This window comes from Arcobacter sp. LA11 (genome assembly GCF_001895145.1).
Lineage (GTDB): Bacteria > Campylobacterota > Campylobacteria > Campylobacterales > Arcobacteraceae > Halarcobacter.
In genome coordinates this window covers 55,776-72,733 of record NZ_BDIR01000001.1, presented here as the reverse complement: position 1 = coordinate 72,733, position 16,958 = coordinate 55,776, and the positions used below count along the sequence as shown (strand labels likewise).

The 16,958-nt window shown below is 30.7% G+C and carries 18 protein-coding genes; 12 read left to right on the top strand and 6 right to left on the bottom strand.

The features are described 5' to 3' along the window. Window positions 1-6 precede the first annotated feature (6 nt). Complete coding sequence (gene queF / locus BT997_RS00360; RefSeq protein WP_072679403.1) at window positions 7-384, bottom strand: preQ(1) synthase; 378 nt, start codon at window positions 382-384, stop codon at window positions 7-9. Window positions 385-581: 197 nt separating this feature from the next. On the opposite strand from queF, the gene BT997_RS00355 reads away from it, so the two are divergent. Together BT997_RS00355 and BT997_RS00350 are read left to right on the top strand one after the other, a co-directional pair. After that, window positions 582-1,610, top strand: a complete 1,029-nt coding sequence (locus BT997_RS00355) for an NAD(P)-binding domain-containing protein (RefSeq protein ID WP_072679402.1) — start codon at window positions 582-584, stop codon at window positions 1,608-1,610. A gap of 14 nt (window positions 1,611-1,624) precedes the next feature. Next, window positions 1,625-2,476: a DMT family transporter gene (locus BT997_RS00350; protein WP_083568339.1), complete on the top strand. Its 852-nt coding sequence runs from the start codon at window positions 1,625-1,627 to the stop codon at window positions 2,474-2,476. Window positions 2,477-2,488: 12 nt separating this feature from the next. On the opposite strand, the gene BT997_RS00345 is transcribed toward BT997_RS00350, so the two are convergent. Together BT997_RS00345 and paaN are read right to left on the bottom strand one after the other, a co-directional pair. Continuing rightward, complete coding sequence (locus BT997_RS00345; RefSeq protein ID WP_072679401.1) at window positions 2,489-3,082, bottom strand: phenylacetic acid degradation protein PaaY; 594 nt, start codon at window positions 3,080-3,082, stop codon at window positions 2,489-2,491. Next, on the bottom strand, window positions 3,082-4,740 hold the full coding sequence (gene paaN, locus BT997_RS00340) for a phenylacetic acid degradation protein PaaN (protein WP_072679400.1): 1,659 nt from the start codon (window positions 4,738-4,740) through the stop codon (window positions 3,082-3,084). Before paaN ends, BT997_RS00345 begins: the two co-directional genes overlap by 1 nt. Before the next feature lie 206 nt (window positions 4,741-4,946). Between paaN and BT997_RS00335 the strand changes: the two genes are divergently transcribed. From BT997_RS00335 to BT997_RS00290, 10 genes are all read left to right on the top strand, one after another. Further along, window positions 4,947-5,717: an enoyl-CoA hydratase-related protein gene (locus tag BT997_RS00335; protein WP_072679399.1), complete on the top strand. Its 771-nt coding sequence runs from the start codon at window positions 4,947-4,949 to the stop codon at window positions 5,715-5,717. A 2-nt stretch (window positions 5,718-5,719) separates the two neighbouring features. Beyond that, a complete protein-coding gene (gene paaG / locus BT997_RS00330) occupies window positions 5,720-6,511 on the top strand; it encodes a 2-(1,2-epoxy-1,2-dihydrophenyl)acetyl-CoA isomerase PaaG (RefSeq protein WP_072679398.1) in 792 nt (263 codons plus the stop codon). A 1-nt stretch (window position 6,512) separates the two neighbouring features. Continuing rightward, the gene (locus BT997_RS00325) at window positions 6,513-8,033 is read left to right on the top strand and encodes a 3-hydroxyacyl-CoA dehydrogenase (RefSeq protein ID WP_072679397.1); all 1,521 of its coding nucleotides are present in this window, start codon (window positions 6,513-6,515) and stop codon (window positions 8,031-8,033) included. Further along, window positions 8,026-8,460, top strand: coding sequence for a hydroxyphenylacetyl-CoA thioesterase PaaI (gene paaI / locus BT997_RS00320; protein ID WP_072679396.1), 435 nt, complete (start codon window positions 8,026-8,028; stop codon window positions 8,458-8,460). The genes BT997_RS00325 and paaI overlap by 8 nt, the downstream gene beginning before the upstream one ends. After that, entirely contained in the window at window positions 8,460-9,677 is a 1,218-nt protein-coding gene (pcaF, locus tag BT997_RS00315) for a 3-oxoadipyl-CoA thiolase (RefSeq protein ID WP_072679395.1), read from the top strand. The genes paaI and pcaF overlap by 1 nt, the downstream gene beginning before the upstream one ends. Window positions 9,678-9,686: 9 nt before the next feature. After that, window positions 9,687-10,994 (top strand): AMP-binding protein, encoded by a 1,308-nt coding sequence (locus BT997_RS00310; protein WP_072679394.1) that lies wholly within the window; start codon window positions 9,687-9,689, stop codon window positions 10,992-10,994. A gap of 8 nt (window positions 10,995-11,002) precedes the next feature. Further along, window positions 11,003-11,536: an NAD(P)H-dependent oxidoreductase gene (locus BT997_RS00305; RefSeq protein ID WP_072679393.1), complete on the top strand. Its 534-nt coding sequence runs from the start codon at window positions 11,003-11,005 to the stop codon at window positions 11,534-11,536. A gap of 9 nt (window positions 11,537-11,545) precedes the next feature. Next, the gene (locus BT997_RS00300) at window positions 11,546-12,136 is read left to right on the top strand and encodes a hypothetical protein (RefSeq protein WP_072679392.1); all 591 of its coding nucleotides are present in this window, start codon (window positions 11,546-11,548) and stop codon (window positions 12,134-12,136) included. Between the two features lie 14 nt (window positions 12,137-12,150). Beyond that, on the top strand, window positions 12,151-12,417 hold the full coding sequence (locus BT997_RS00295) for a hypothetical protein (RefSeq protein ID WP_072679391.1): 267 nt from the start codon (window positions 12,151-12,153) through the stop codon (window positions 12,415-12,417). Window positions 12,418-12,567: 150 nt separating this feature from the next. Then, window positions 12,568-13,497 (top strand): PaaX family transcriptional regulator C-terminal domain-containing protein, encoded by a 930-nt coding sequence (locus BT997_RS00290; RefSeq protein WP_072679390.1) that lies wholly within the window; start codon window positions 12,568-12,570, stop codon window positions 13,495-13,497. Between the two features lie 20 nt (window positions 13,498-13,517). Here BT997_RS00290 and BT997_RS00285 read toward each other — a convergent pair whose 3' ends face one another. The 3 genes from BT997_RS00285 to BT997_RS00275 all read right to left on the bottom strand — a co-directional run bounded on the left by BT997_RS00285 (window position 13,518) and on the right by BT997_RS00275 (window position 16,702). Further along, on the bottom strand, window positions 13,518-14,444 hold the full coding sequence (locus tag BT997_RS00285) for an AEC family transporter (protein WP_072679389.1): 927 nt from the start codon (window positions 14,442-14,444) through the stop codon (window positions 13,518-13,520). A 173-nt stretch (window positions 14,445-14,617) separates the two neighbouring features. Then, window positions 14,618-15,637, bottom strand: a complete 1,020-nt coding sequence (locus tag BT997_RS00280) for a 2Fe-2S iron-sulfur cluster-binding protein (RefSeq protein WP_072679388.1) — start codon at window positions 15,635-15,637, stop codon at window positions 14,618-14,620. A gap of 39 nt (window positions 15,638-15,676) precedes the next feature. Beyond that, window positions 15,677-16,702: a hypothetical protein gene (locus BT997_RS00275; protein WP_072679387.1), complete on the bottom strand. Its 1,026-nt coding sequence runs from the start codon at window positions 16,700-16,702 to the stop codon at window positions 15,677-15,679. Window positions 16,703-16,958 lie beyond the last annotated feature (256 nt).

Here is a 16,958-nt window from a genome sequence, read left to right as displayed (position 1 = left end):
AAACCTTTACATCTTTGCGCTATCTATTTCAATAACTGTATGAACGTTTCCACGTGGCTTAAAATCACCAATAACTTTCATCCATTTTGGTTCTAGTTTTGCGTATAAAACGTCAAAAATTTCATTTATTGAATTTTCATGAGATACTTCTCTGTTCATAAATGAGTTGATGTAAAGTTTTAAAGCTTTTAGTTCAACTACTAATTTGTTTGGAGAGTATTGTATTTTAATTGTTGCAAAATCTGGATATCCACTTCTTGGACATTTTGCCATAAACTCTGGAAGTTCAATATCAATAATATAAGTTTTATCATGCTCATTTGGCCAAAAATTCTCATCTTTGTTTATATCAAATTCAAGTATCTCTTTTTCACCATATTTCATTATATATTTACCTTTTAATAATTTTATATTTATTTCTTAAAATAGCCATTTTATCTAAAACAAACTTACAAATGTTGTATTAATATTCCATGAAAATAGTATCTAGATGATATAAGAGAATATTATACGTAAGTTTGGTTATAAGAGAATATTATAGTATAATATCAAGCTTAAATACATATTCTGGGGAGAAATTTATGACAACTATTTATGATATTGCAATTATTGGTGGAGGACCAGGAGGGATTGGTACTGCCATTGAAGCAGCTGTTCATGGTATTGAAAATATATTACTAATAGACAAAGCAGACAACCACTCAAGTACTATTAGAAAATTTTATAAAGATAATAAAAGAGTTGATAAAGATTGGAAAGGTCAAACAATAAACATTGAAGGAAACATACCTTTTATGGATGGAACAAAAGAGACAACTTTAGACTTTTTTGACCAACTTTTAGATGAAGAAAAAATTGATACTGCTTTTAATACAGAAGTTGAAAATATAGTAAGAAGTCAAGATGAAGATTGTTTTTTAATTACAACTGCAACACAAAGTTTTAAAGCAATAGCAGTGGTGATTACTATTGGAAAAATGGGAAAACCTAATAAACCATCGTATAAAATCCCACCTTCAATCAAAGAGTATGTAAATTATAACCTTGATAAATGTTCTGAAGGTGAAAAAGTTTTAGTAGTAGGTGGAGGAAATAGTGCCGCTGAATATGCTTATGAACTAGCGGATGAAAATAATACTGTAACATTAGTTTATAGAAGAGAGGATTTTAATAGACTAAACCCTGAAAATGAAGATATTTTATATCAATATAATGGTCAAGAAAAGCTACGACTTCGTATGAATACAGATATACAATCAGTTGAAAACGAACATGGAAAAGTAAAAGTAAATTTTGATGATGGATATTACACTATTTATGATAGAGTTATCTATGCTATTGGGGGAACTGCACCCGTTGACTTTCTTAAAAAAGTAGGAATTAAAACAGATGAAAAAGGTAAACCAATCTATGATGAACACTATAGAACAAATATAGACTGTATGTATGTAGCAGGAGATATTGCCTTTAATACAGGTGGTTCAATTGCTGCTGCTCTTAATCATGGATATCACATAGTAAATTCATACATGAGAAGAAGTGGAAAAATATATGCCCATACAGATAAAGTAGAAGAATTTTTTATAAATAATCCAACTTTCAAACACTAAAGATATAATAGCTTATGAACTATAAGCTATTTATCTTAATTATTATCACACTCTTTTTCTTTTCAACTAGTTCTATTCTTGCACGTGCAGCTTTAGTTGAAAATTATATAGATGCGTTTAGTTTTACTTTTATTAGACTTCTTTCTGGAGCTATTATTTTACTAATACTTTTATATTTTAAACAAAAACGATTTGATATCACTCTTAAAAAAAACTGGATAAGTTCATTCATGCTTTTTTTATATGCTATTGCTTTTTCTTACTCTTACTTAAACTTAGATGCAGGATTAGGAGCACTAATACTTTTTGCTGTAGTACAATTATTTATAATCTTAGTTGCTTTATTGAAAAAAGAGAGTTTAACCTTACAAAAGAGTATAGGAATATTCATAGCTTTTGCAGGACTTACTTATCTTTTATTTCCCGAACAGTCATTTTCACTATCTTTTTACCATGTTTTTTTAATGATTATTGCAGGACTTGCATGGGGAGCATATACCATTTTAGGGAAAGGTACAACAAATGCCCTACAACATACAGCAGATAACTTTCTGAAATCCTTAGTTTTCGTAAGTATCTTTTATCTTCTTTTTGTATCTCAAACACATATTAGTTTCAATGGTATTATATTAGCTTTTATTTCAGGAGGAATTACTTCTGCTTTAGGATATGCAATTTGGTATCATATATTGCCTCAAATTCAAATCATAACATCAGGAATAATCCAATTAATTGTTCCTCCAATTGCAATTTTTTTAGGTGTATTACTATTAAATGAAGAGCTTACATTTAAACTATTTATTTCAACAGATATTATATTAACAGGTATTGCTATTGCTATTTTAAGTAAAAGAAAAACTAACTAAAAGCAAAAGCTTCTAGTTATGTTTTGGTTTATAGTGCATATCACATCTTAAAGAGTCTCTTTGTTCATTTGAACTATTAAGAGGTTCGCATTTTTTTAGATTTTCTAGACAGTTATATGCTAAGTTTGTATAAGCTTGGCTTCCATCTTTTTTCCAATTTATCTCTTCTGGTTTAAGTTCACGTCTTACTTTTGCGGGATTCCCAAAAGCTAAATGATTTGCTGGAATTTCCATTTTAGATGGAACTAATGAAGATGCACCAATAACTGCATTTTCACCAATTACCGCCTCATCCATTACAACAGCTCCCATACCAACCATAGCATTATATTTTACATGACAACCATGTAAAATAGCACTATGTCCAATATGTCCGTTTTCTTCAACTATTACATCTATGTTTGGAAAAGAATGACAAACACAACAGTCTTGGATATTTGCATTCTTTTTAATAATAATTCTTCCAAAGTCACCTCTTATAGAAGCATTTGGTCCAATATAAACACCTTCTTCTATAAAAACATCACCTATAATAACAGCTGTTTCGTGGACAAATGCCTGGGGGCTAATTACAGGCACCAATCCATCAAGTTCATAAATTTGCACTATGCATCCCTTTTAATTGTTACAACAGAATAACGCCCAGAAACAAAATTGTCATTTGACAATGCACAATTTGCAGCCTTATTATCTCCTGTTGCGTGAAAGTCTGTAAATGCTGCTGAATGATTCATAAGTACATGACCAGTTAAATTAACTGATAAGTTTACTTTTTCATCAATTGCAATATCTTCCACTTTTTTTAAATACTCTTCATCTGATGTATAAACACCAGCTGTAATTGCACCATGAAGTTCAATTGTTTCTTGCCATACGGCTAATGTATCTTCTCTAGATTCTGTTTCAATTAGTAAAATCACTGGCCCAAAATGTTCATTATGATATTTATCTTTATCTTCTGCAGAAATTTTTACTATTACTGGTGTTTTAATTGTAGCATTTTCAAACATAGGATGTTTAATCTCTTTTGATTCTAAAATAACTTCACCTATATTTCCAGCTTCTTCAACCCTTTGACAGATTTCACTATTTTGAATAGCTCCTAGGATTTCAGTTGCTCTTTCATCTACAGAAAGAAGTTTTTCAACACTTCCAGCAATCATAGAGGCAACTTCATCAAATGAAACTTTTTCACCATTTGAAACAACACCATCTTTTGGAATAAAGATATTTTGTGGAGCTGTACACATTTGTGAAGAGTATAAAGAAAGAGCCATAGACATATTTCTAGTCATACCTTTTAAGTTATCATAATTATCTACAATTAAACAATTCACACCAGCTTTTTCTGTATATACATTTGCTTGAGGGGCATTATCTTCTAACCAATCACCAAATGAAGTACTTCCTGTAAAATCGATGATTTTTACAGCTTTATTTTTAACTAAATTTTGAGTCTCTGTTCTATCATCACTTATAATCATAGATACTAAATCTGGACAAACTCCATTTTCTTCTAATACTTCCCTTGCAATTTCAACAGTAAGTGCAATTGGTAAGATACCATTTCTATGCGGTTTATAAATAATTGAATTTCCAGTAACTAAGGATGCAAACAGAGCAGAATATGAGTTCCAAGTAGGGAAAGTAGAACAAGTAATAATCAAAGAGATACCTCGTGGAGCAACTCTTAATTTTTTATTTACAACAATTGGAGGATTATCTCTTCCTGTAGGTTTTGTAAATACAGATTCTGTTGGAATATCTGCTAATTGCTTATATGCGTAAGCTAAAGCTTCTAATCCTCTATCTTGTGCATGAGGTCCACCTGCTTGAAAAGCCATCATATATGGTTGTCCTGTTGTATGCATAACTGCATTTGCAATTTCAAATGATCTTTTATTGATTCTATCAAGAATTTCTAAACAGATACCAGCTCTTTCATCTAAGCTAATCTTTTTCCATTGATTCATAGCTTTCTTTGAATTTTCAACTAAAGTATCAGCTGGAATTGATGGGTATGTAATTCCTAAATCAAAACCATATGGAGAAGTTTCAGCCCCTAGATATTTATCTGTATCTAAACCTTTGATTTCATATCTATTATTTAGTTGCCCTTTAAAAGAGTTTATTGACTCCTCCTTTTTCCCTTCACCATAAACCTTCGAACTTGGAATTTCAAAATAAGGAGACCAATACCCTCTATTTTTGATTTCTTCCAATGCTCTTGTCAATGTTTCATTATGTTTCTCAAAAAGACTCATTTTAATCCTTTATGTAATATATTTTTGAAAATCTTAATATATTTTTTATTAAGCGAATATTAAACAAATCACTTAATCCTCATAAAATTGGTATATTTTATAGCAAATAGCAAAAAAATAGCATTTATTTTTAAGCTTTAATATATATTACATTTGTTAGAATTTTTTTAGTTTTTTTGAAATAGATATATTATTTGGAGGAGAAAATGGGCTTTAAAGATATAAAAGTAGATGTTGAAGATTCACATATACTTATTATTACACTTAATAGAAGTGAAGTTTACAATGCATTAAGAACTAATACATTAAAAGAAATTCATGAAGTGTTACAAAACAGCACTGATGAAATTAAATGTATTATTTTAACTGGAGGAGAAAAAGTATTTGCAGCGGGAGCAGATATTAATGAACTAGAAGTTAAAGGTGCAGTTGAATCAATAAATGATGTTAGAACTTCTTATTGGGAATCTATTAAAGAATTTAAAAAGCCTATTATCGCTGCAGTAAATGGATTTTGTTTAGGTGGAGGGTGTGAACTTGCTATGCATTGTGACATTATTATATGCGGAGATAATGCACAATTTGGTCAACCTGAAATCAACTTAGGAATCATGCCAGGAGCAGGGGGAACACAACGTACAGTAAAAGCAATGGGTAAATCAAATGCCATGTTAATGCTTTTAACAGGAGATTTCATTGATGCTAAAACTGCACAAAAGATGAACTTAGTTTCAGAAGTAGTTCCTGTGCAAAGTACAATGATTAGAGCACTAGAAATTGCAAATAAGATTGCAAAAAAATCTCCATTAGCAATTAGTGCAATTAAAAGTGCTGTTTTAGCATCATATGATAATGGATTAAGCACATCTCTTAAATATGAAAAGACAGTTTTCTCAGGAATATTATCAAGTGAAGATAAAAAAGAGGGAATTAGTGCATTTAAAGAAAAAAGAAAACCAAATTTTAAAGGACAATAATAATGTCATACGAAACAATTAAATATGAAGTAAATGAAGGTATCGCAACTTTAACATTTAACAGACCTGATGTATTTAACTCACTAAATGAAGAAATGCATGCAGAGTTAAAAGATGCTTTTAAAAATATAAAAAAAGATAGTTCTATTAGAGTATTGATTATTACAGGAGAAGGTAGAGCATTTTGCGCAGGTCAAGATTTAAATGACAGATCTGTAAACGATGGTGATGCAAAACTTGACTTAGGTGAATCAATTGAAAGAAAATATAACCCTCTAATCAAAACTATTTATGGATTAGAGATGCCAGTTATTTGTAAAGTGAATGGTGTAGCTGCTGGTGCTGGTGTGGGAATAGCACTTGCTTGTGATTTTGTAATTGCAAATGAAAAAGCCTCTTTCATACAAGCTTTTTGTAAAATAGGATTGGTACCTGATAGTGGTAACTCTTTTTTCCTTCCTCAACTAGTAGGAATGGCAAGAGCAAAAGAGTTATGTATGTTAGGAGATAAACTTTCAGCACAAACGGCACAAGAGTATGGACTGATTTCAAAAGTCTATCCACTTGATACTATTGATGAAGAAGTACAAAAGTTAGCTGTTCACTTTTCAACAGCTCCAACATATGGATTAAGTCTGATTAAAAAAGCCCTAAATGAATCTATTGAAAACACATTAGAAGAGCAACTAGAATTAGAGAAAAATCTACAAAGAGCTGCTGGTCATTCTAATGATTATAAAGAAGGTGTTTCTGCATTTTTAAATAAAAGAACTCCTAACTTTAAAGGAAACTAGCATGAAAATAGATAATAACAGTATTATTGGAATTGTTGGTGCAGGAATTATGGGTAGAGGAATTGCCCAAGTAGCTGCACGTGCTGGTCATAAAGTAATCTTATATGATAACTGGGATGGTGCAGTTGATAATGCAATGAAAATTAATGAAAAAGAACTTTCAAAACTAGTTTCTAAAGGGAAAATAACTCAAGAAGCAAAAGATACTACTATTTCATTGATGAATCCTACTATGGAAATAAATGATTTAGCACCTTGTGATTTAATCATTGAAGCGATTATTGAAAATAAAGAAATAAAACAAGAAATATTCAAACAACTTGAAGATATTTGTGGTGACGTAGTTATTGCATCTAACACTTCTTCAATCTCTATTTCAGCACTTGCAAATGGTCTTAAAAAACCTGAAAATATGATTGGAATTCATTTCTTTAATCCAGCTCCTATAATGAAACTTGTAGAAGTTATATCTGGATTACTTAGTGACCAGCAAATTATTGAAGATGTACATACTTTAATCTCTTCATGGGGTAAAAAAGCAGTATATGTAAAATCATCTCCAGGTTTTATTGTAAATAGAATAGCAAGGCCTTTTTATGCAGAAGCACTTAGGGTATATGAAGAAGGTGTTTCATCTTTTGCAACAATTGATGAGGTTATAAGAAGTGGGGGTAAATTTAGAATGGGGCCATTTGAACTAATGGATTTAATTGGAAATGATACAAATTACTCAGTTACACAATCAACCTTTGATTCATACTATCAAGATCCAAGATTTAAGCCATCTTTAACACAACAAGAGTTTTCACAAGCTGGATTGCTTGGTAGAAAATCTGGTGCAGGATTTTATAAATATGAAGACGGAAAACAACAAGGTAGGAATGATATTAGAAAGGTAGCACCTTCAAATAATAAAATTTCTGAAATCTATGTTTATGGTTCTTTAGGCGTTGCTGATGAGCTTATTCCACTATTTAAAAAAGCTGGAATAAAAGTAGTTCAAGTAGAAGGTGATGGATATATTGAGTTTAATGAAATAAAACTTTTTGTAGCAAATGGAAAAATGGCAAGTGAAATTTCAAAAGAGTTAAGTGAAAAAAACATCGCTCAACTAGATATAAATATTGACTATGAACTTTCAAGTTCTGTAACAATTGCAACTTCACTTTTAGCACAACAACATGTAGCTCCAAATATTGCAGCACTTTTTTCACAAATTGAAAAAGAGACTTTGACTATCAAAGATTCTCCGGCAATGATTATGTCAAGAACTATTTGTATGTTGATAAATGAAGCTAGCTCAACGGTTACAAATGGTGTTTGTGACGAATGCAGTGCAGATATTGCTATGGAAAATGGAGTAAACTATCCTATTGGTCCTTTTAAATGGGCAGATAAGTTAGGTACAGAATTTGTCCTAGAAACTTTAGATAATTTAGAATCATTTTATAAAGATACTAGATATAGAGCAGATAGAAGTATTGTAGAGCAATCAATTATAGGTGGTAAATATTATGAGTGAAGAAAAACTATCATATAAAGTTGCCAAAAAGATGTTAGCAACTGCTAACTTTGAGAATGCCTTAGGTGTTGAGTTAGTAAATGTTGATGAAGGTTTTGCAAAAGTTAGAATGGAAGTAACAGACATGATGAAAAATGGTCATGGAACTTGTCAAGGTGGAGCAATATTTTCCTTTGCCGATGCAGCATTTGCACTTGCTTGTAACTCAAGAAATGTTGCAACTGTAGCTCAAGCTTGTGATATATCTTTTGTTAAACCTGCATTTTTAGGTGACGTACTAACTGCAACTGCAAGTGAAAAATATATAAAAGGGAAAAGTGGTATTTACGATGTAGTAGTTGTAAATCAAAAATTTGAATCAGTAGCCTTTTTTACTGGTAAATCAAGAGCTATTCCTGGAACTGTATTAGAAGATGAGGAGTTATGATGAATGAAGCATATATTATAGATTATATTCGAACACCAGTAGGTGCTTATGGTGGTTCATTATCATCAATAAGACCAGATGACATGGGAGCAATTCCAATCAAATACTTAATGGAAAATAATCCAAGTATCAACTGGGAAGAACTAGATGATGTTATTCTAGGTTGTGCAAATCAAGCTGGCGAAGATAATAGAAATGTGGCAAAAATGTCTGCACTTTTAGCTGGACTTCCTCATCATTCAGGAGGAACTACGATAAATAGACTTTGTGGTTCAGGAATGGATGCTATTGGAATGGCAGCAAGAAGTATCAAAGCTGGAGAATGTGACTTAATCATTGCAGGTGGAGTTGAATCTATGTCAAGAGCTCCTTTTGTTATGCCTAAAGCGGATACTGCTTTTACAAGAGCAAACAATGTATATGATACAACTATTGGCTGGCGTTTTACAAATCCAAAGATGCATGAGATGTTTGGAACAGACTCTATGCCTGAAACTGGTGAAAATGTTGCAGAAGAGTTTCAAATAAGTAGAGAAGATCAAGATAAGTTTGCTTTTAACTCTCAACAAAAATGTAAAGCTGCTACAGAAGCTGGATTCTTTAAAAAAGAGATTACACCAGTAACTGTTAAAAGAAGAAAACAAGATGATTTAATAGTTGATTCTGACGAACATCCAAAACCAAATACAACTTTGGAAAAACTTTCAACTCTTAGAACTCCTTTTAAAAAAGAGGGTGGAACAGTAACTGCTGGAAATGCTTCTGGAGTAAATGATGGTGCGGGAGCTATGATTATAGCTTCAAAAGAAGCTATAGAAAAATATAATTTAAAACCAAAAGCTAAAATTGTGATGATGACAGTTGCAGGTGTTCCTCCTAGAATCATGGGAATTGGACCACTTTATTCATCTAAAAAAATATTAGAAAAAACTGGTCTTACAACTGAAGATATGGATGTAATTGAGCTAAATGAGGCTTTTGCCTCTCAAGGACTTGCAACTCTTAGAGGACTAGGGCTAGCAGATGATGAGCCTAAAGTAAATCCAAATGGAGGAGCTATATCTATTGGACATCCTTTAGGTATGAGTGGTGCAAGATTAGTTATGACAGCACTAAATCAATTAGAGCAAACAAATGGAAGATATGGTCTTTGTACAATGTGTATTGGAGTGGGACAAGGTATATCTATGATTATTGAAAATTTACAAGAAGACTAAGGAAGTAAGATGGCAGATACAAAAAATAGAAAAACAGTTAGTTATTACCCTAAAGTTTTAGTTTCAAAAGATGAATTAACTGCACTACAAACAAGAAGAATGAAACATACTCTTCTAAGAGCATACTCTTTTGTACCATATTATAAAAAGAAATGGGATGACCACGGTGTTCACCCTGATGATTTTACTTTTTTAGAGGATATTAAAAAGTTTCCTTTTACTACAAAAGAGGATTTAAGATTAAACTATCCATTTGGAATGTTTGCAAATCCTATGAGTGATATAGTAAGACTACATGCATCATCTGGGACTACTGGAAAACCCACAGTTGTAGGATATACAAGGAAAGATATTGATACTTGGTCTGATTTAGTTGCTAGGTCTATTAGACTTGCAGGTGGAGGGAAAGGTGATATTGTTCATGTTTCTTATGGATATGGATTATTTACTGGTGGTTTAGGTGCACATTATGGAGCTGAAAAACTTGGATGTACTGTTGTTCCTGCTTCTGGAGGATTTACAGATAAACAGGTTACCTTGATAAATGACTTCAAAGCAAATGTAATAATGGTTACCCCTTCATATATGTTAAATATTATTGAAGAGATGGAGAATAGAGGTATTGACCCAAAAGAGACTGCACTTAAAGTTGGTATTTTTGGAGCAGAGCCTTGGTCAATGGAGATGAAAAGAAATATCGAAGAAAAAGTAGGAATTGCGGCTCTTGATATTTATGGACTTTCTGAAATGATGGGACCTGGTGTTGCTTGTGAGGTTCTTGAAGATAGGGGAGATTTATACGTTTGGGAAGATCATTTCTATCCTGAAATTGTAGATAGAGATACATTTGATCCAATCCCTGATGGAGAAGAGGGTGAATTAGTTTTAACTACTCTTACTAAAGAAGCTCTACCTATTATTAGATATAGAACAAAAGATTTATCAACTCTATATGAAGGTGACCTTCTAAATATGAGAAAAATGAAAAGAATTAAAGCTAGAACTGATGATATGATGATTATTAGAGGAGTAAATGTATTCCCGTCTCAAATTGAAGAAGTTTTATTAAAAATTGAGGCTTTCTCTCCATATTATCAATTAATCATCTCAAGAGAAGGGAACATGGATGATTTAGCTATTGATGTTGAACCTGAACTTACAGCTTCCACACAAGAAGTTCAAGAAGCTATTAAAACTTTAGTTCACAAAGTTAAATCAGGTATTGGTGTTTCTGTAAAAGTTAACATAAAAAACCATGGAGAAGTACCGAGAAGTCAAGGTAAAGCCCAAAGAGTTGTAGATAAAAGAAACTTATAGGAGTTGTAATGTCTAAAAAAATATTAGTGATTTTAGCCCATGATGATATGAAAATATCAAGAGTAAACAAACGTTTCATAAAAGAATTAGAATCTTGTGAAAATGTTGAAATAAGAGATTTAAAAGCATTATATCCTGATTATAAAATCAATATAGAAGCTGAACAAGAAGCTATTAGAAATGCTAACAAAGTAGTATTTCAATTTCCAATGTTCTGGTTTAATGCACCCTCAATTTTAAAAGAGTGGATGGATAAAGTCTACTCTTTAGGTTTTGCTTTTGATGTTACGAAAGATGGTTACCAAAGAAGAGAACTAGATGGAAGAGAATTTATGCTCGCAGTTTCTATGGGTGGACATGAAGCAGCTTATGATGGTGAATATAAAAGTGTAGATGAGTGTTTGACTCCATATATTTATACTGCAAAATTTTGTGGTATGAGAGTAGTTGAGCCATTTTATACATATAGAGCGATGCAAAATTTAAGTGATGAGAAACTTGAAGAATTGGCACCACAATATAAAGATGCAATTTTAAAGTAAAGTAGAACTATGAACTATTTAGAGGTTAAATTTAAAGAAGAAGAGCAAGAAGAAGTAGATACTACAAATTTTATTTCCAATGTTATAAAAGCACAAGAGACCTTAGGTTATAAAATACAAAGAAATTCATTTAACCATGAAGAGCTACAAAAACTTGGCTTTAAATTTAATCCTTCTACAAAAGGATATGGACTAAAGAAAGAGTTTTCTTTAGATGAACTTGAAATATTAGCTAAAAAAGTGAACTTATTAGATAAGCATATTCTAACTCATGGATATATTGAGTTAAAAATTTTCGATGATACTTTATATTTTTGGGATAAAGCTTTAATTTATGAAGGGATAGATACATTTGATTACTGTATGGAATATCATAATATTTTGCATTTTGAAGGTTTAAATGTAGTAACAAAATCTGATACGATTAATGAACCATTACTTAATATCATTAACTATACCAAACGTTACAATGAACCTAGTTCAGAATTTATAACTCAAAGCTGTGTATGGGATAAAAAAGAGGGTTATAAAATTCTAAAAGAGTTTGTAAAAGATATTCACTCATATATTCCAAAAGAAAAAGCAAAAGAATTTAATTAGAAAAGGCATTAGTCATGAGAGAAAAAGGCGTAAATGAAATTGTATTAGACACAATTGGAGAAGAGTACGTTGTTGTTGTAGGTTTTGGTATTGAAAGATATGAAACTGAAGTTGAAGCTGGATTAAGTGAAGAAAAAATTGAAACTCTTTGTTTAAAAGCAAAAGAATTTTATAATAAAAATAAACAGAATATGGAAAAAACTCCATTAGGAATGCAAAGAATTATTATTAAAAAATTTCTTAACGATGAAGAGATTACAGAATTTGATGTAATTAATTAAAATCTAAGATATATTCAAATAATTGTAATAGATTTGATATTTTCTAAAACCTCCTAATAAAGCTTGTTATAAAATATCTATATATATTTTAACAAGCTTTTTTTTTATTTTTGATACAATATCTAACAAAATACAATCACAAGGAACAACGTGAGTGAGTTAGAATATAATGAAGTTGATGAATACTTAAAAGAGATACTAGAAGAGATATCGCCAAAAGCAAAATCTTTGATTATCACATTCTTTGGAGATACTGTTTTTCCATATGGAGGAACTATTTGGTTGGGTTCTTTAGTTAAGTTCATGGAAGAGTTTGATATTAGTGAAAAACTAACAAGAACATCTATCTTTAGACTTACAAAAGAAGGATGGTTAAGCTCTAAGAAATTTGGACGAGAAAGTTACTACTCATTAAGTGATTTAGCAATAGATAGATTTATTAAAGCTCACTATAGTGTTTATGCTTATGATGAACAAGAGAAAGATAGAGATTGGTTAGTTCTGTTTACAAATGGTGTTAAACCAGCAAAAGAACAGGAACTTGCAAAAGTATTAAAAAAAGAAGGATTTGCAAATCCCTCGAAACATGTTCATATTCATCCCCACTACAAAATGGAATATATGCAAGATATCTTGATAAAAAATGAACTCCAAAATGATGTACTTTTAATCAAAGGTCCTATAAATATGCCTATGAACAAAGAGATGATAAAAGAGATGGTTCATACTTATTGGGATTTACATGATGTTGAAGAAAGATATCAACATTTTATTACTAAATTTAGAAGAATTTTTACATTAAAAACACCTATTGATCAATTTACTGATAAACAATGTTTTATGTTAAGAATTATGCTTATTCATGAATACAGAAGAGCTTTATTATTTGATCCAAAACTTGGAAATGATTTAGTATCTATAGATTGGTTAGGGAAAGCTGCTTCATCACTTGTAGAATCAATTTATGGAGGAATTCATAACCAAGCAAATAACTATGTGAGAGAAAACCTTTTAACAGTTGGAGGAAATACTCCAAAACTTGATAAATTCTATTTTAATAGATTTGGTGGGATAAGATAAATTATCTTAACCCTATCAAATTAAAACCCACCATATAAAGCTAATACAATTGGTATATATATAACAGAAACTATTGTGCTTAACAATACTGTAAAACTAGCTTTTTCTGGTTTTGCATTTAGTAGAACTGCTAAAGTCACTGTATTTCCAGCAAGTGGAACGATTGAAAATAGAAACATTACTTTATATAAGTCTTCATTTAAAAACATATAAAATTCTCTATCTATATAAATAACCCCTAATATTGCCAGTGGCCAAAAAATAAATTTTAAGAAAAATGTAATAGATATAAATTTTGCATCTAAATCAGTACCTTTTTTAAGTCCAACAAGACCCATTCCTAACATCATCATACCTAATATTCCATAGGCACCTTTAAACTGACCAGTATAAGCACTAATTTCATCAGGAATCTTAATTCCTAAAAGATTTAAAATAATACCTAAAATAAATGCATATAAAATTGGTAGTTTTAACATTTTATTTATTGATTCTTTTACTGTAAAGTTACCTTTTGCAGTTACATAAAAACCTGAAGTACTTTCATATAACAAAGAAGCTAAAACTGTAAAAATATAAATATCTGCTAAATATGGTGGGAAGAAAATAATTGCTAAAGGAATACCAAAATATCCTGTATTACCTGTTCCTGCACTAAAAGCTAAGATATTACTAGTTGGGTCATTCCATGTGTTTCTAAATACAAATAGAGCAAGAAATGCAATTATAGAACAAAATACATAGAAAAATATAGGTAAAAATAGAATTGATAAATCAATTTTAACACTTAGTGTTGCTGAAAAAACTACAATTGGACCTAAAATATATATCAAAATATTTGCAATTGATTCTCTTTTTACATCTAAAAGTTTTGTTGAAAAATAGCCTAAAATAATATTAATATACAATGGAAATATTTTTAATAATAGTAAAAAGAATAATGACATAATAGTTCCTATATATAGATTATAATTTGACTATATAGTCAATCGATAAATATAACATATTATAATAATATAGTCAAACTTTTTGAATAGATATATAATTAAAAGTAAAAACTAATCGTAGGTGGAAACATTCCTACGACTAGTAAAGTTTAATTGAATAGTTTTGGAGGGTTTTACTGCACTTGTTGTGCAAAGTACTCTTCCATATGGATAAGTTCTTCTTTTGCACCAAGTTTATCAACGATTTTTTTACAAGAGTCTACAAATGATACTCCACCTGCAATATAAACTGAGTGATTTGAAAGATCTGAAAGTAACTGCGGTAAAACTTTATCGATTCTTCCTTCTAATCCACCTACATTATTACTCTCTTGAGTAAGAGTAAATTTGTATTTAAAGTTTACATATTTAGATTCTAAGTATTTAAGTTTACCAAAATCAAGTAAATCTGCTTTTGTTTTTGCGGAGAATAACAGTGTTACTGGATTTCTATGGCCTCTACTTAAGTATGCATTTAAAAGTGATAAAATAGGTGCTAATCCACTTCCTGATGCAAGACATAAAATAGGAGTATCAACACTTGGATCACCTAAAAAAGTTCCATATGGGGCATTTATCTTAATATTGTCACCAATATTTACCTCTTCATGAATCCAAGGAGAAGTTTTACCTCCTGGCTCATTTGTAATAAGAAAAGATAATTCACCATTAGGTCTTGGAGAATTTGCAATAGAATATGGTCTTAGAGGATGTCCAGAACCCTCATCACCTATCATTGCATATTGACCTGGCCAAAATCTTATAGGCTGTCCAAGTGGAGATAGTCTTAACTCAAGTATTTTATCAGTACGTTGAATTTTGTCTGTTACAATATGCCAAGAATTTTCAACAGGTGGGAATAGTTTAGGTTGTGCATCTTCAGTACCAAACTCTATTTCTAATACATCAGAAGTTGGTTTAGCCATACACATAAGTCCATAGCCTTTTTCTCTATCTTCTTGAGATAAGGCCATGTCCATAATAAAACCTTGGTCAAATTCACCACTTAAAACTTTTATTTTACATTCACCACAAGCTCCAGCTCTACAGTTATTGGGTAAAGCATAACCTTGTTTTTCAAGAACAGATAAAACAGTTTCTCCTGATGGACAATCTATCTCTTTTCCTGATGGTTGCATAATAATTTTTTTCATATCTAATTCCTGGTCTTTTATTTATATTTTTAGTATTTTCTAGAATACTGGAATAATATCGTCTAAATCAACGTCTGTAATCTCTTTTCCTGTAATTCCAACTTCTGGAATTGCTGGGAATTCTGTATCATATTTATCAAGTACTGCTTTTACATTAAGCATTGCTTTTTTCCAGTTCTCTTTTTTAGTTTCAAGTTCAGGAATTGCAAAGCCTGCTTCTCTTGCATATCTTTCACCTTCTCTTTGATTTTCAATGAAATCATCTGGAATATCCCAGAAGTCTGCTGGTGGCTCATATAATACTGCTGAAAGGAATAAGTATCCAGCTCTAATTTGTTTTGTAATTATCTCTTTTTCTTCTTCTGGAAGTGTTGGATAATCTCTTTCCATTAAAGTAAGAACGATAGCCATGTGTCTACCTTCATCTTTACCAATTTTTGCAAAACCTTCTTTAAATACTAACTCGCTACAGCCTGCTGCCATTTGATGGAAAATCGTAGCTGCTGCCATTTCTCCCATTAAAAATGAAGAGAATAAAACACCAAGTGAATATTTTGGAACTGCTGATTTAAATCCATCCCAATATCTTCCACCGTTAAAGTATAACCATTTAGCATTTTTTTGTAATTTTCTACCAATTTCTGTTTTTGGTTCATATGTTAATGGATCTGGATGTTCTAAAAGTTTTGTAATTGCTAATCCACACATTTGTTCATGATTTGCTTCATCTCTTGTAACAGAAAAGAAACATCTTCTTACAACATCTTCTTCATGCATTTCATAAGTTTTGATAAATGCAGAAGCAAAAACTGGTGGTGCAGAAGCATCAAATACTGAAAGAAGTGTCCACCAGTATGCCATTGATTCTCTTTGCTCCCAAGTGAATTTTTCAACATTAAATGTATCCCAAGGTAATTTTTCAGGATCCCAATATTCTCTTTGAGATGCTTCCCAAACCTCTTGTAACTTAGTTGTAGTATTAACCCAACTTAATGGATAAACATTTGGCTGTTCTGTTGGTGGTGGAAATTCCATAGTACCAGCTAATTTTTCTTTAGATGCCATTCTCTCTCCTTAGTTAATTTTATTTATATAGAAGTGAAATATATCTATTTTAAATATACTTCACTTTTTCGAATTAATTCAAAATAATTGTATCACATAAATTTTAATCCTAACTTAATTTAAATACATATATTTCAAAAATATTAAAAAATTAGAATAAAGTGTAATATATTTATTTGCATTTAAAAGCTCTATTTTATGGGATTTAATTAATTTTATTGTAGTTTTATATTTATTTATGATAAAAAAATTTCTC

Coding starts and splice junctions, on each gene's coding strand:
- BT997_RS00300 (WP_072679392.1), top strand. CDS start 11,546: ATGAACTATTTAGAGGTTAAATTTAAAGAAGAAGAGCAAGAAGAAGTA.
- BT997_RS00280 (WP_072679388.1), bottom strand. CDS start 15,637: ATGAAAAAAATTATTATGCAACCATCAGGAAAAGAGATAGATTGTCCA.
- BT997_RS00335 (WP_072679399.1), top strand. CDS start 4,947: ATGGGCTTTAAAGATATAAAAGTAGATGTTGAAGATTCACATATACTT.
- paaI (WP_072679396.1), top strand. CDS start 8,026: ATGAGTGAAGAAAAACTATCATATAAAGTTGCCAAAAAGATGTTAGCA.
- BT997_RS00310 (WP_072679394.1), top strand. CDS start 9,687: ATGGCAGATACAAAAAATAGAAAAACAGTTAGTTATTACCCTAAAGTT.
- paaN (WP_072679400.1), bottom strand. CDS start 4,740: ATGAGTCTTTTTGAGAAACATAATGAAACATTGACAAGAGCATTGGAA.
- BT997_RS00325 (WP_072679397.1), top strand. CDS start 6,513: ATGAAAATAGATAATAACAGTATTATTGGAATTGTTGGTGCAGGAATT.
- paaG (WP_072679398.1), top strand. CDS start 5,720: ATGTCATACGAAACAATTAAATATGAAGTAAATGAAGGTATCGCAACT.
- pcaF (WP_072679395.1), top strand. CDS start 8,460: ATGAATGAAGCATATATTATAGATTATATTCGAACACCAGTAGGTGCT.
- BT997_RS00305 (WP_072679393.1), top strand. CDS start 11,003: ATGTCTAAAAAAATATTAGTGATTTTAGCCCATGATGATATGAAAATA.
- BT997_RS00285 (WP_072679389.1), bottom strand. CDS start 14,444: ATGTCATTATTCTTTTTACTATTATTAAAAATATTTCCATTGTATATT.
- BT997_RS00275 (WP_072679387.1), bottom strand. CDS start 16,702: ATGGCATCTAAAGAAAAATTAGCTGGTACTATGGAATTTCCACCACCA.
- BT997_RS00295 (WP_072679391.1), top strand. CDS start 12,151: ATGAGAGAAAAAGGCGTAAATGAAATTGTATTAGACACAATTGGAGAA.
- BT997_RS00355 (WP_072679402.1), top strand. CDS start 582: ATGACAACTATTTATGATATTGCAATTATTGGTGGAGGACCAGGAGGG.
- queF (WP_072679403.1), bottom strand. CDS start 384: ATGAAATATGGTGAAAAAGAGATACTTGAATTTGATATAAACAAAGAT.
- BT997_RS00350 (WP_083568339.1), top strand. CDS start 1,625: ATGAACTATAAGCTATTTATCTTAATTATTATCACACTCTTTTTCTTT.